Here is a 15,158-nt window from a genome sequence, read left to right on the forward strand (position 1 = left end):
CTAATTGCAACCCAGGCTCTTCTGAACTCAGATATGATCAATCATATGCAGCAACCAAATCATGACGAAACTCAGCACGACACCAACTACACCGATAATAACTCCCACCCGCGCCATCTGATTGCTTTCAACATGACCTGTCGCATGCGCCAGCGCATTCGGTGGTGTACTGATCGGCAGCGACATCCCCAATGAAGCAGCAAAGGTCACCACTAGAATCAAGGTGATCTCACCGCCAAGCGGAACAAGGCTAACCATTGAGGTTCCTAACGCCGCCATAATAGGCATTAAGAGGTTTGCCGTGGCGGTATGTGACATGAAATTGGCCATTGTCAGACACAGAATCGCCGAGCCGCCCAAAACAACATACGGCGAATAGCTGTCGAACGGAATACTGTGCACCATCAGGCGGGCAAGCCCGGTCTGATCCAACGCCAGTCCGAGTGCGATACCACCGGAAACCAACCACAGCACGTCCCAGGAAATCTTCTTGAGATCTTCCTTGTTGATGATGCCAGTCAATGAGAAGACCGCTACCGGGATCAGTGCGACCGTGTATGCGTTCATACCATGCGCCGAACCCATCAGCCATAAAATAATCGTCAGGGCAAAAGTGACATAAACCGTGATTGCCTTCGGCGTTTTGAGAAACTTACCTTTGATAGTCAGCTCTATTTTTTCCTGTTTGGCCGGATAAAGAAGGTTTATCAGCCCCCAGGCAAACACCAGTAATACCGCAACAAACGGCACACCAAAGAACATCCACTCACCAAAGGTGATCAGGTTTTCACCTGTGAGGTATTTCAAAGCAATCGCATTAGGCGGAGTACCGATAGGAGTACCAATACCGCCGATATTAGCCGCAACCGGAATACAAAGTGCGAAAGCGATTTTTCCCGGATCTTTGCTGCCAAACAGAGCGATAACCGGTGCCAGAATCGACAGCATCATCGCCGTAGTTGCAGTATTAGACATAAACATCGAGAAAACAGCGGTGATCAGCATCAGGCCAAACATCACATACTTTGGTTGAGTACCAAACGGCCTGAGCAATACACGTGCAAGGTTTACATCCAAACGATATTTGGTTGCCGCCATAGCAAGGAAAAAACCACCAAGAAACAGCATAATGATTGGGCTGGCAAAGGCAGCCATAATATCGCTGTAATTCAGCAGTTCACCGAAATGCGGTTGCCCTTCTGCACGACGGAACAGGTAAAGCCCTTTATCCGACAGCAACAGCAATTCCAGCACAATAATCACAACAGACGTGGCATAAATAGGAATAGGCTCGAACACCCAGCACAGTGCAGCCAACAGGAAGATAGCAATAACTCGCTGCTGAATAATGGTTAGCCCATCAACAGGAAATGCCGATGCAGGCAAAATTAAGATAAGAAGCGGTATAAGGATCGGTATGATATACTTCAGATATTGACGCATGTTGTAATTATTCCCTTAAAGCAAAAAAACCTGTCCTTCATGCCTGTATTCATCCTTTATTTTTTATTGGGAATTCTTATTGGAAGAAATAGCACTCAAGCATGAGCAACTGCCAACAAATGATTTACTGCTGGCAGATATATAACCAAACGACTTCAGAACTCACTGCCGGACTCATACCACATCCGAATTAGTGAAGTTGTTTGGATATACAGCTCTTTTGCAGGTTACATTGTGAAGAAAAATGAAGGCGTGAACTTAGAATCAGATCACTAAACAAGTGAATTATAAATAGTTTTTATCTGATTTGTGATGCTATGAGCAAGGCAGTAATACAGTTTGAAGTCACTGATTAAACAGAAGATAAAAGCTTGTCGTAAATAAAGAAAAGGCGCAGTTTGCGCCTTTTCTCAATCAAATGTTCTCAGTAAAAATGCATTACACCGGATGTTTAAAGCAGTCACCAATTTGGGTACTGATGGCACTTAGCACATCACGACGGGTAATCACCCCCACTAATTGCCCGTTATCAACAACCGGATAGATTTTTGGCTTTTGACCCGCCATGGTTTCAGCCAGCTCAATAATAGAATCATCTGGAGCAACGGTCAGGACATCCTGGCGCATACATTCACCAACATTGTGGGTATCCTGACAGTGATAACCTACCTTCAGTAACTTATGGATCATGTCCTGCTCTGACAGGAAACCGACCACTTTACGATTCTCATCAACTACCGGCCCACCGATTTGCTTCGCCGTCAGTAGCTTGTCCAATGCCTGGGATAGCGACATCTTAGGGTCGAATGTTACCGGGCGCGCATTCATGTAATCTTTAACTTTTAACGACTCCATGCATCCCCCTTGAACTCATTGTTTATGCTAGAAAAACAGGCTATTTCATATTCTTCTGCCTGCTGCCGTTAAATTAAGTGTCGCCTATTTATCCCAATTTACTAAATAGAAATAAGTAATTTTATCAATAGGTATCTTCTATCAATTAACCGTGTTTTACTTCTGATACAAAAAACCCGCTGTGCGAGACAGCGGGTTTTAACATTCAATATCTCTGGTTAGTTACATAAAGAGCATCAGCAACATAGCCAATGGCAGTTGGTCACCAGAAGCAAGGATAATCTTGTCACCTTCAATCTTCATATGCAGTGAGTACTTTTCTTTATCCTTTGTGATAATGTCGTTCTGCTCCATCATGGTCGCTTTCTGATGCAGTGCCGGATCCGCTTCAACCAGTTCAACCGGTAAAACCAGGTTAATTTCCCCGGTCAGCTTTTCTGCTACCTGAGCCAGGTTCTGGGAAGCTCGCGCAATACCCGGAGCCACAACCATATTCAGGTTGCTCTTCACATCCCCTTCCGGCGTGACGATACTAAGATCATCAATAGAGAATTTCAGACCCTTAGCCACAAGCAAATCCAGCGCCAGAGCTGCTTCTTCAGCCTGTTCAGGTGTGATCTGCTCATTCAGGTCTTCAGCCATATTGCCAAGGCGACTGATGGCCGGATAGTTCAGATCAGCAAATGATACATTAAAGCGGAAATCACGATACTCTCGGCCTTCCAGCGACACGATCTTATCAATGCTCATCATATTGGTATTCGTCAGCAACTGATCGGCTTTTGGCTCCTCAGACGATGCCGACTGAGCAAGCACATTATTCATTGCCAACTCAACGTTATCGACTTCAACACTTTTGTCACTGCTAAGATCTTTGAAGCTCACATGCTGCAAAGAAACATCCTGGCTGCCAATCCAGAACTGACCGTCTAATTTACCTTTACCACTCCCTTTCAGGCCGGTCAGCGTCATGGCTTCATCTGCAGTGGTAATAATGGTTGCCTCTGGCAGGTTGTAGCGGAACTCACCAGCACCTTTGGTATCAATCGTTCCTTCAAAAACCAGAGCCTTAATATCAGCCTTAGCTCCAAGATCATTCTTGAAGTTCATTGGGTTGAGCGTGATATTGAAATCAGTTTTGCCGTTCAGAGCGGTTGATGAAGTAAAGCTGATAGGTGCTACGTCTTTGCCCCACATGCTGTCAGCATACGGCTTAAGATTTTCATCCAGCACCAGCTCACTTGAAGAAGTCACCTTCATGATGCCGTGCTCGACTTTATGATGTAAATGCCAGACAGTTGGCAGGCCTTCATCTTCAAAAACCGGCTTCCATTCTTCCTTGATCTCGATGCGGGATACTGCATCAGAACTCAGGTAACCACGGTCGTAACTTTCGTTGCTGATCGTCAAATAAGGATTTTCATACTGACCAACTGTATCCTGGTAAACCTGCTCACCAATCTGTCCTGTTGCTAGCGGCCAACACAGTGCGATAGCTACGGCACCGCCAACAGCACCAACTTGTTTTAACATTCTGTATCCCAATCTCCGAGAGTGAAAAATACAGTGTAACACACCAGGCTAAACAAACGCTGCATAACCTCTATTTATCAACGACTAATGATAAAGCTTTGTAAGCCGCATCTCAGTCTCTTTTGTTGGTTTCTTATACACTCTAAGTAATAACTCCAACAATAAAACAGGAAGCCGAGGGTGAATAACTTTGTCATTGTCTGTCTGGATGACGATCCAATTATTGTTGAGCGCCTGAATAAAGATCTGGCGCCCTTTTCTGCGCTCTTTGATATCTGCAATGCGTACAGTATTGATGAAGCACTCGACACCTTGCAGTTCATTGAGGAAAACAACCAATCTGTTGCCATGGTGATATGCGATAATGAGCTGGGCAAAGATAATGGAGTCAACTTCCTGGTCAGGCTCGATCAATATCCAGTTTCCGCTCAGGCCCGTTCGATCCTGCTCAATGACAAGCCGCAGCTTGACGATATCATGCAGGCGGTTAATGAAGGTCGACTCCACTATTGCCTGACTAAACCCTGGAACAGAAAAGAACTTCATCAGGTTCTGCTCAAAGAACTGACGACATTTGTGCTCAAACACCCGGCAGAAGACTGGCTGAGCTACAGCCAGGTGCTCGATCACCGCCGGATCCTCAACGCTCATATTGAAAGACAGATGTCGAACTTTCGTTCCGGCTTTATCCAAAATACCAATGAACTTGATGATGCCAGCCTTGCCCGCCAGGTTGCCGATGCCTTGTATGAATTCTTCGACGGCAACGATGAAGATCGAGCTTGTCGGACTTACAGTGAAAACCACCTGCTCACTGTTGAGGGTGAGCCGAACAACTTCTTGTGGTTTATCACCGAGGGTGAAGTAGCCCTTTATAAAAAAGACGAACATGACTGTAAACATGAAGTGGTGCGGGTTAGTGCAGGTCACTTAGTCGGCGGCATGTCGTTTGTTACTGGTGAGCCTTCATTTTCTACCGGCGTCACTTTAGGTAAAACCAATGTCATTAAACTCGACCGGCAGCTATTCAACAAAGTGATGAATTCCAGAAGTGAGCTGCTCCCCCTGTTTACTAACTTGCTGCTACGTAACTTCAACCGTCGTCTGCAGGGCAGCATTCAGACAGAGATGCAGTTACAACAGACACTGAAAACTCTCGATGAGGCATACCAGCAGCTGGTGGAAAAAGAAAAGATGGCCATGCTGGGACAACTGGTCGCAGGCGTCGCCCACGAGTTGAACAATCCGGTATCCGCAATTTTGCGCGGCAGCGATACCCTCAAGCAAACCATCTGTAAACTGACCGATACTCAACTAAGTCACGAAAATCAGACCAGAGGCAATTTCATCCTGCAACAAGCAATGCAGTCACGGCCTCTTTCTACCTCTGAAACCCGCCAGCGAGCCAAACAACTCGAATCTGTTCTCAATGATCGCCAGCTTGCCCGCAAAGCGGTACAAATGGGTATTGATGAGCAAAACTATCTTGAATCCTGGTTGTTACCGCAAAAGTCACAGCTGAAATCCGTGATGGGTGAATGGGATAACTATTATCAAATGGGTAATTTCCTGCGGTCAATTAACGTCTGTGCCCAACGAATTGCTGATTTGGTCAAGAGCCTGAAAAGCTATGCCCGGCAAGATGATGAAACTGTGCACTGTGTAGATCTTCACGAAGGACTGGAAGATACCCTGGTCATTTTTGAGAACCGATTAAAGCGCCATCATGTTACTAAAGAGTATTCCGAATTGCCGTCGCTCAACTGCCAGCCGATAGCACTACAACAAGTCTGGACTAACCTAATTTCCAATGCGCTTGATGCTATTGATGAGCCGGGGGAAATTCATATTAGCACCCGTTTTACCCCGGACTCTGACCAGAAAAAAATCGATGTTATTGTGCAAGACAACGGGAAAGGGATCCCACCCGAGGAACAACAGAAAATATTTGAACTTAATTACACCACCAAACGAGAAGGCAACTTCGGCTTAGGCATAGGATTGTCTGTTTGTCAGCAAATCATCCACCAACACGATGGTGTCATACGGGTTGAATCTGAGCCCGGACAGTTCACCAGGATGATAGTGACGTTACCAGTTTAAAAGGAGGCCGTATGAACAAATATCTCATCTTATGTGTTGATGATGAAAGAGAAGTGCTCGACAGTGTATTGCATGACTTAAGCGAGCTGGAGGAACACTTCATTATTGAAGCGGCGGAGTCTGTTGATGAGGCTAAGGAAGTGCTCGCCGATACCATTGCGGATCATATCCCCCTAGCCCTGATCCTTTGCGATCATATTATGCCCGGTGAAACCGGCATTGATTTCCTGATTGAGCTGAAACATCAGTCTGAAACTACTCTTTGCCGACGGGTTCTGCTGACCGGACAAGCAGGGCTGGAAGAAACCGTTCAGGCAGTCAACAACGCCAGCCTTGATTATTACATTGCGAAACCATGGGATGGCAACCAGCTCAAAGAAGTGGTGATAGATCAGTTGACCACCTACGTCATTGAAAATGAAAAAGATCTAATGCCATGGGCACGAATTCTTGATACAGCAAGAATAATGGAAGCACTCAGTGAGAGACGCCTGACCCTGTCTGATCTCTAATAGCTGACAGGTATTATCTGCCCTGTTATTGATATTTGTCATACAAACCTTTTCGGCGAGCTTAGAAAGTGTTATGTTCATCACATAAACAATGTAAGCCAGCCGAAAAGGTGATCCATGAAAGTAGCAGTCTTCAGCTCCAAAAAGTACGATCAAAAGTCATTCGAGCTTATAAACAACAGCTATCAGCACGAGCTGGTCTTTTTTGAATTTCGCCTGACAAAGCAAACTGTAAAGATGGCGCAGGGATTCGATGCCATATGTGCGTTTGTTAACGATGATTTGAGCCGTCCTGTGCTTGAAGAACTGGCCGCAAATAATGTTCGCCTTATCGCTATGCGCTGCGCTGGATTCGACAAAGTGGATCTGGATGCGGCGAAATCACTAGGTATCCAAGTAGTACGTGTCCCGGCCTACTCTCCGGAAGCTATCGCCGAGCATACCTTAGGCCTGATGATGAGCCTTAACCGTAAAATCCACCGAGCTTACCAACGCACCCGTGATGCCAACTTCTCCCTTGAAGGCCTGACCGGATTCAACTTCCACGGAAAAACTGTTGGTGTAATTGGCACAGGTAAAATCGGCATTGCCACTATTCGCATTCTTAAAGGTTTCGGGATGAACGTACTGGCTTACGACCCTTATGAAAACCCTCTCGCTGTCGAGTTAGGTGTCACCTACGCTTCACTCGATGAAATCTACCAGCAAGCTGACGTTATCACCCTGCACTGCCCGATGACTGAAGAAAATCATCATATGCTCAATGCTGACGCTTTTGACAAAATGCGTAACGGAGTGATGATCATCAATACCAGTCGCGGCGAACTACTTAATTCCAAAGATGCCATTGAAGCACTCAAAAACGGCAAAATCGGCTCGCTGGGAATTGATGTCTACGAAAATGAACAGGATCTTTTCTTCGAAGATAAGTCTAACGACGTTATTAAAGATGACGTATTCCGCCGCCTGTCTGCCTGCCACAACGTCCTTTTCACAGGCCACCAGGCATTCCTGACAGAAGAGGCTCTGGGTAATATCGCCGATACTACCCTGAAAAACATAGCGCTATTCAGCGCAGACGAAAATTCAGGTAACGAGTTAGTTGCATAATCAACTTTGGCGGGAAATCAGTTCCTGCCAAAACTCACTCCAATCACAACCGCTAATCTCTGCTTACCTTTTAAGCGGCACAATATTCGCGGTTCAGATCACGTTTATTTGTGATTTTTGCTGCATTTTTACTCTGATATCAACCGAAAGGACAACATAGTGCCGCAAAATTCTATGCTTGATGTTCTTTGTCCTTTAAAATGAGGCCATTATTTTTGGCTCCACGGACTAATTTTCATGCGTAAAACACTTCTTGCCACTGGCCTGATTCTGGCGTCGATTTCAGCGGCTCACGCGAACACTCAAACCATGAGTAACTTCAGCTACGATTACGCTGAAGCACGTGTTGGCATTAGCCCTCTGACTTATGGTGCAGGCTTCAGTAAGTCAATTCACCCTAATGCTCACGTTACTGGCCACATTGACACAGAATTTGACGACGACTGGGATATTGGTCTGGGTGTAGGCTTCCACGCTCCGGTTAATAACTGGGCGGATATCACCGGTGAGCTGAAGGTACGAAACACTAAAAATGAACCTGAACTTAAAAGCTCAAGCAGCAAAACAGGTATGGAAGTGAACATCGGTATCCGTCAGTGGTTAGGCCCGCAACTTGAGGTTGGCGGTCAGGTAGGTCACCTGAACATTGATGATCATGAAAAAACAATTGGTAACATATACGCTCGTTTCCATGCCACAGAGCTATTCTCAATCGGCATTCAGGGCCGTCTGAATGATATTTATGACGATCAGATCATGCTGACCACGCGCTTCAAGATCTAATACTTTTACATAACGCGCGACATATCGAACACATGAAACAACAACGCCCCCGTTCAGGGGGCGTTGTTTTATCTCATCAAACTTTTATATCAGGCTTCATTCATGTCTTCTGTTTCAGCCTTCATCCAGTCAATGAAAGCCTTTATTCTCGGCGACATAACCATTTCCCGCCGGCACACGATGTAATAATTCAAAGGCGACTGAACAGGCATAGCAAACGGCGTGACCAGACGACCGGATTCAAGCTTCTCGACAATAAATGAATTACGTCCCATCGCAACGCCAATCCCCTGCTCGGCAGCCTGCAGAGCCAGATCAGCACGGTCAAAAGTACATCCTGCTTCAGGCAATACAACATCATAACGCTGGGCCCAATACTGCCATTCATCATTACGACCTGCCCTGGCCCATGGGGCGGCATCATGCAGCAACAGACAGCTACTCAACTTTTCAGGACAATCATAGAGTTCATGTGTAATCGCATACTCATGGCTGCAAACCGGCAGCATACTCTCGCCCATTAGTTTTTCCGAATACAAGCCTGGATATTTGCCATTACCAAAATAAATAGCACAATCAAAAGATTCAGTCTGAAAATCCACCAGCTCGTTGCGGGTACGAAGATGGAAACGCAGGGCGGGATATTTATCAATGAACCTTTTTAACCTTGGTAAAAGCCAGCTTTGGGCAAATGTCGGCGGTACAGCCACATTAAAATCACCACTTAATTCCAGCGTCTTGAGATCTCTGATCTCATGGGCTATGTCACCAAAATTCTGAGCAAGCACGGCCTGAAGTCGCTTACCTTCTTCCGTCAGAATCAACTTACGAGGCTGACGAATGAAAAGCTTAACCTCAAGCGTATCTTCAAGGTTTTTAATTTTATGGCTAACGGCACTTTGAGTAAGACACAAAATCTCTGCAGCACGGGTAAAACTCATTTGCTCAGCAGCAATCAAAAAACAGTGCAACCCGGAAAGCACAGAACCGGTTAACTTAGGTAATCGCATTGGCTTCAGTATTCAACTCAATATTTCTGCGCCATCTTATACCTAATTGCCAACTAATTGCAGAGATCAGAAGTAAATCAGGATATAAACTATCAGCCACCTTATTTCAGGTGGCTAATTAACTGGGCTGAATTGAGGATAAACCACATACTCTTCAGCTAACCCTCAATTGCTTCTAAAAGCCCCTGTTTTCGATCTTCTTTGAGCAAAGTCCAGTGACAACCGTCCATAGCTCCGGCAAACATCCATAACAACTTAACGTCGAGATCTTTACCGTGAGAGTTGCGAACTTTGCGATAAACTTCCGCAGCACCAAGCGACATGAAGCAGTTCACATCAGGAACTCCGGCTTTTTTAACCATGCGCTCAAGAGTAAGGCGCATGTTCGGCAAATCACGTAAACGCTTATTGTGACCAGACTGCTTATAAGCCTTTTCCTTCTGCGATACCGTGATGGATTTTTTTACCAGTTCACCACATAACTCTTTGTTATATAAAAAGAGTTGTGTTACATCATAATAATTTACAACTGCCGTAGTACTGCGTTTAATGTGCTTGAATTTATTACAATCAAGAGCCGTTAATTGTTGATCAAGGCCTTCACCACCGCGCAGGAATATCGACTGATCAGTTAGAATTGCATACATGGCATTATTGATAAAAATGCCCGTTCCCCCGAACATTGAGCGTTTATCATAACTGCCAAATTCACGAAGATAATTAAAGAAGTCAGCCTTTAACGATCGCACAACTCATTCCTCCGTTAAACGTTAGTGGTCGTTTTCTCTCCAGCAACGCCAAACAATAAAGCGTCAACAAATTGACAATGACACATCAGAAGAACAAAAGCCACATATGAAACCATTAGCATTTGAATTTGAGATTTGAGGCATATTATGAGTTGCAAAAAAAGTGAAAAGGGACAATAAATGACCATTTTTTTCTGCGTGAAATCTCCCAAAATACGACTAAAAATTCGCCAGCCACTTATCGTTATTCTTGTCAGTGACAACTATGGTTATTATTAATAAGTGGAGGGTATATCATGTCAGAGATTTCATTATTGCCATCTTCCAAGCACCTTCTTCCGGAAGGGAGGCTGGCTATTACCATTGCAGAAGACAGATATATCCAGATGGTAAAACAATCACTGGCCGGTGAAAGAGACTTTGCCCTATGCATGCTGAATGAGGATGAAGAACAGAATGAAATAAAAAAACTGCCGGCAATAGCAACCACATGCAAAGTTATCGATTTTAATTCTGACGAGAACGGTCTGCTGAGCATTGTTGTGGAAGGACAGCAAAAGGTACGGTTATTATCAATTCGAATTGCAGAAAACAACCTGCTGACAGCTGACAGCCACCCTTATACACATTGGGAGCCAACCCCAGTGGACGACACAACTGAATGTCTGTCTGAAAAATTGAAGCTTTTCTTTGCTTCCCAGCCCAGTATTGGCGCATTGTATCCCAACCCGGCCTATACTAATCTCACTTGGGTTTGTCATCGGTGGCTTGAAATCCTTCCACTTGAAGTACACTACAAGCAGCTACTCATCACCCAGGAAAGCATAAAACTCACAATTCGTTTTCTGCTTAAACTACTGGATAATAATGAGTTCCCGACATCGGAGATAATCTGACCACAAGTCATGGCGATTTGCATTTTTTTGCATTCTTAACCTGTTTATCAGCAATAGCACAAGATAGAATGTACGCCTTGATTTCGAGTTAGTGATTGTAATGGCACACGTTTCTTTTTTTTGGCTTAAACCAGAGAACGACAAAATTGTAAAAGGGCTGGAATCTGAATTCTGCTCTCTTGTGAAAGACGCTGTAAAACAGAACCGTCTTACACTTCCCCCCATTCCGGATGTCCTCTCCAAACTTCAAGCCCTTTGCAAGGAAGAAGAGACAACAGTTCGTGATGTCGCCGATGTATTGATTGATGATCCAGGTACAGCCGCATACATTGTGAAAGTATCAAATACCATGATGTTCAACCGTCGCAATGTAGTGTGCCACGACATTCAGACAGCAGTAAGCAGGCTGGGGATCATTCGTGTTCGCGATATTGTTACGGCACGGGCAATTGAGGAACTGAAACGCCAGAGTAACTTCGGTGTTTATTGTAATGAAATTCTACACCAGAGTGCTGTCCGTTCACGCCAGCTTGCCGCAACCATGGCATTAATCAGCCAGGGTTTAATCAACTACAATGAAACACCAATCGATATAGAGCCAGAAAAATCACTGCTGGCCGGACTGTTCGCTGATATCGGTCTGTTCAGTCTGGTTAATGAATACAAGAATTATTTGGATAGTGGCAATTTCCTAAGTTTCGACATTGCCAAATATGTTTTTGAGCACTGCTGCCAGGAAGCCAGCCTTCTGACTCTGAAACACTGGGGATTTGATGAAGACTACCTTGAAGTCGCATCAAATACTGAAATGCCTTACCGGACACGTCCGAATACGTCTTATCTTGATATCGCCCGTATGGCAAACCACCTGCTGCTCTACAAAACTAATGATGATGCCATTGAAGATCACAACGTTGAAATGGATCTTGCGGGAGCCGAGGTGATGTACGAGCTGACCAATATGCCTGATGACGAATTTAATTATCAGATTCGTAACGTCATCAAAAACAGTGGATTTTAAGTATCCAAGTTAATTCATAACAACATCATTGAACGGATATTGACCGTTTCTCATTAAGACTGATAAGCTGCCGATTGCATTTGCAAGTGGCAGCTTTTTTCTGACTTTTTTACCAGTCTGATACCAAACCGGCTCCGGCAATACTCACACGGCTTTAAACAGCACCAGCACAACAAACGTAAGGACACACATGTTTTCGGGAATGCTTTATATCTTTCTGCCATTAGTCATTGGTTATCTAATCCAGGTCGATAAGCCATCTGTAGTAGAGTTTATAAATACCCAAACCAGCCGCCTAGTACTGGTTATCCTTTCTCTAATGGGCCTCAGCCTGGCCGGACTTGATAACCTGGGACAAAACCTCAATCAAATCCTGATTTATACCTCTGTATTTTTCATCTCTATCAGCCTTTGTAACCTGATCGCATTACCCATTCTGGATAGACTCTGGCCAACAGATACCAGTCAGGATCATCGTAAACTTCCTTTCATGAAAATGGTGATGGAATCTGTAAGGCTTGTTCTGGTTGTCGCAGCAGGATTGGTTATCGGTCTAGTGGCTGACGTAGACTTAAGTTGGGTCGATAAGGCCAGTGAAGTAATTCTCCTCCTTCTGTTGTTTTTAATCGGTATCCAACTACGTAACAGCGGAATGACGTTACGCCAGATCCTGTTAAACCGCAAAGGAATAACCATTGCCTTGTTGATTGTCGCGACATCATTACCAGGTGGCGTAATTGCAGCTATCCTGCTTGATCTGCCTCTTACCCACGGGTTGGCAATGGCATCCGGCTTTGGCTGGTATTCTCTAACCGGCATCTTGATTGGCGACAGCTTAGGCCCTGTCTTTGGTGGCGCAGCATTTTTAAATGAGTTGCTAAGAGAACTGATCGCTCTGAGTATCATCCCTATGCTAATAAGCCGCTTTCCGAGCACTGCCATTGGCTATGCCGGCGCAACAGCAATGGACTTTACTCTCCCTGTCATTCAAAACTGCGGGGGTATCCGCTGTGTACCAGTAGCCATCGTCAGCGGCTTTATTCTCAGTCTACTGGTTCCGGTACTGATCCTATTTTTCCTTTCTCTGTAATTTCATCATTACATAAAGCGAGAGTCTGACAGCTCACGTTATATTCTTATTCAACTTATAGTTTTGTGTACTCTGTAGGTCTGTAGGTCTGTAGGTCTGTAGGTCTGTAGGTCTGTAGGTCTGTAGGTCTGTAGGTCTGTAGGTCTGTAGGTCTGTAGGTCTGTAGGTCTGTAGGTCTGTAGGTCTGTAGGTCTGTAGGTCTGTAGGTCTGTAGGTCTGTAGGTCATGCTGGTAACTACATACTAACAGTCAAGACTAGCCGCAAAATTTAACTAAATTTCACCTTTCGCATAATACTATCCACTTTATAAAAAACTAAAAAGGGAGGCCGAAGCCTCCCTTTAGAACAGAATGATTTACAGAACCGTATTAGTTGTTACGGATCCACTCATCCATGTCAGATTTCAGGTTGTCAGACTTAGTACCGAAGATTGCCTGAACACCACCACCGGCAACAACAACACCAGCTGCACCCAGTTTCTTCAGTTGTTCCTGATCTACATTGTCAACGCTTGCTACTGCAACACGCAGACGTGTGATACATGCATCAAGACCAGTGATGTTCTCTTTACCACCGAATGCCATTACCAGCTCTTTAGCCAGTTCTGAACCAGTAGCAACCGCACCCTTCTCTTCCTCTTCTTCACGACCTGGTGTTTTCAGATCCAGAGCACGGATTACCGCAGTGAATACAACGTAGTAAAGCACAGCATAACCAATACCCAGAGCAACCAACAGCAGCATATTATCAGCGCGTGGCGACTGTACAACGAAGTCAATGAAACCGTTAGAGAACGTGTGACCGTGTACAACACCCAGAGAGTTAGTCAGTACATACGCCAGACCAGCAAGGATTGCGTGAATACCGTATAGAACAGGAGCAACAAACAGGAATGAGAATTCGATTGGCTCAGTAATACCAGTCAGGAATGATGTCAACGCAGCAGAAGCCATAATACCCATTACTTTTGCACGGTTCTCAGGCTTAGCAGCGTGAGCAATTGCAAAAGCAGCAGCTGGCAGACCGAACATCTTAAACAGGTAACCACCCGCTAGCTGACCAAAACCATTACCAGCAGCACGAGAAGCATCATCAGCAGTTAGGAAACAAGTCATGATACCATTTACTTGCTCACCAGCGCTGTTCACACAGCTACCTGCTTCATAGAAGAACGGTACGTTCCAGATATGGTGAAGACCAAATGGAATCAGAGAACGCTCAATAACACCGTAAATACCGAATGCTGTTACTGGGTTTTGGTTTGCAGACCAATCAGAGAATGCAGCAATTGCAGAACCAATAGGTGGCCAGATGAAAGAAAGTAGGATACCTAGTGCAATTGACACGAAACCAGTGATGATTGGCACTGCACGTTTACCGGCAAAGAAACCAAGATATTCTGGCAACTGAATACGGAAGAAGCGGTTAAATGCCCAAGCAGCAACACCACCAGATAGGATACCGCCCAATACACCAGTGTCGATTTTTTCAACACCCAGCACGCCAGCCATAACTGACAGCGTTGCCGCCATGATGCCATAACCAACGATAGCAGAAAGACCTGCTACACCATCGTTGTTGGTAAAGCCAAGAGCCACACCTACAGCGAATAGCAATGCCATCTGGCCGAATACCGAACCACCGGCTTGTTCCATGATGTGAGATACAACGTCTGGAAGCCAACTAAAATTAGCGGCACCAACCCCCAGCAGAATACCCGCTACCGGCAGAACCGATACAGGCAACATAAGTGCCTTACCGACCTTCTGCAGGTTAGCAAAAAGGTTTTTAAACATACTGTGCTCCTGAGTGAGATGTTTTAATTAGATATCAAGTCAGTGCAAGCAGACCTACCCCCGTAGTCATAATGCTAGCACCACTTTTATTTTTTATTACGGCATTAAGTATAAAATGCGTTGATAAATATAACTTGATGACTATCAAAAATACCAATGCCCCGTGAAATAAAATTTCAAAATAAAATATAGATCACAATCACAAAAACGCTAAATATCAGCCGCAAATTAAGTTAAGCGCATGTTTTTGTTTAAA

13 protein-coding genes are annotated in these 15,158 nt (G+C 44.9%); 7 read left to right on the top strand and 6 right to left on the bottom strand.

Annotated elements, in window-relative coordinates:
* Nucleotides 1-27: 27 nt before the first annotated feature.
* From AACQ93_RS11570 to AACQ93_RS11580, 3 genes are all read right to left on the bottom strand, one after another.
* Nucleotides 28-1,443, bottom strand: coding sequence for an SLC13 family permease (locus tag AACQ93_RS11570; protein WP_064605152.1), 1,416 nt, complete (start codon nucleotides 1,441-1,443; stop codon nucleotides 28-30).
* 438 nt (nucleotides 1,444-1,881) lie between these two features.
* A complete protein-coding gene (locus tag AACQ93_RS11575) occupies nucleotides 1,882-2,298 on the bottom strand; it encodes a CBS domain-containing protein (protein WP_007467148.1) in 417 nt (138 codons plus the stop codon).
* Between the two features lie 222 nt (nucleotides 2,299-2,520).
* Nucleotides 2,521-3,831, bottom strand: coding sequence for a DUF945 family protein (locus AACQ93_RS11580; RefSeq protein WP_064605154.1), 1,311 nt, complete (start codon nucleotides 3,829-3,831; stop codon nucleotides 2,521-2,523).
* A gap of 180 nt (nucleotides 3,832-4,011) precedes the next feature.
* On the opposite strand from AACQ93_RS11580, the gene AACQ93_RS11585 reads away from it, so the two are divergent.
* From AACQ93_RS11585 to AACQ93_RS11600, 4 genes are all read left to right on the top strand, one after another.
* Nucleotides 4,012-5,934, top strand: a complete 1,923-nt coding sequence (locus tag AACQ93_RS11585) for an ATP-binding protein (protein WP_064605156.1) — start codon at nucleotides 4,012-4,014, stop codon at nucleotides 5,932-5,934.
* A gap of 11 nt (nucleotides 5,935-5,945) precedes the next feature.
* Entirely contained in the window at nucleotides 5,946-6,446 is a 501-nt protein-coding gene (locus tag AACQ93_RS11590) for a response regulator (protein ID WP_064605158.1), read from the top strand.
* A 117-nt stretch (nucleotides 6,447-6,563) separates the two neighbouring features.
* Entirely contained in the window at nucleotides 6,564-7,556 is a 993-nt protein-coding gene (locus AACQ93_RS11595) for a 2-hydroxyacid dehydrogenase (protein ID WP_064605160.1), read from the top strand.
* A gap of 237 nt (nucleotides 7,557-7,793) precedes the next feature.
* On the top strand, nucleotides 7,794-8,339 hold the full coding sequence (locus tag AACQ93_RS11600; RefSeq protein WP_064605162.1) for a hypothetical protein: 546 nt from the start codon (nucleotides 7,794-7,796) through the stop codon (nucleotides 8,337-8,339).
* Between the two features lie 89 nt (nucleotides 8,340-8,428).
* Here AACQ93_RS11600 and dsdC read toward each other — a convergent pair whose 3' ends face one another.
* Both dsdC and AACQ93_RS11610 read right to left on the bottom strand, forming a co-directional pair.
* Nucleotides 8,429-9,349, bottom strand: coding sequence for a DNA-binding transcriptional regulator DsdC (gene dsdC / locus AACQ93_RS11605; protein WP_064605163.1), 921 nt, complete (start codon nucleotides 9,347-9,349; stop codon nucleotides 8,429-8,431).
* A gap of 158 nt (nucleotides 9,350-9,507) precedes the next feature.
* Entirely contained in the window at nucleotides 9,508-10,098 is a 591-nt protein-coding gene (locus tag AACQ93_RS11610; RefSeq protein WP_064605165.1) for a TfoX/Sxy family DNA transformation protein, read from the bottom strand.
* 296 nt (nucleotides 10,099-10,394) lie between these two features.
* Between AACQ93_RS11610 and AACQ93_RS11615 the strand changes: the two genes are divergently transcribed.
* The 3 genes from AACQ93_RS11615 (at nucleotide 10,395) to AACQ93_RS11625 (ending at nucleotide 13,105) form a co-directional block, all read left to right on the top strand.
* Entirely contained in the window at nucleotides 10,395-10,994 is a 600-nt protein-coding gene (locus tag AACQ93_RS11615; RefSeq protein WP_064605167.1) for an LON peptidase substrate-binding domain-containing protein, read from the top strand.
* 100 nt (nucleotides 10,995-11,094) lie between these two features.
* Entirely contained in the window at nucleotides 11,095-12,015 is a 921-nt protein-coding gene (locus AACQ93_RS11620; RefSeq protein ID WP_064605169.1) for an HDOD domain-containing protein, read from the top strand.
* A 190-nt stretch (nucleotides 12,016-12,205) separates the two neighbouring features.
* On the top strand, nucleotides 12,206-13,105 hold the full coding sequence (locus tag AACQ93_RS11625; RefSeq protein ID WP_064605171.1) for a lysine exporter LysO family protein: 900 nt from the start codon (nucleotides 12,206-12,208) through the stop codon (nucleotides 13,103-13,105).
* 369 nt (nucleotides 13,106-13,474) lie between these two features.
* Here AACQ93_RS11625 and ptsG read toward each other — a convergent pair whose 3' ends face one another.
* Nucleotides 13,475-14,902: a PTS glucose transporter subunit IIBC gene (gene ptsG / locus AACQ93_RS11630; protein WP_007467169.1), complete on the bottom strand. Its 1,428-nt coding sequence runs from the start codon at nucleotides 14,900-14,902 to the stop codon at nucleotides 13,475-13,477.
* Between the last annotated feature and the right edge of the window lie 256 nt (nucleotides 14,903-15,158).

Source organism: Photobacterium sp. J15 (assembly GCF_963870815.1).
In the GTDB taxonomy this organism is placed as follows: Bacteria; Pseudomonadota; Gammaproteobacteria; order Enterobacterales; family Vibrionaceae; genus Photobacterium; species Photobacterium marinum.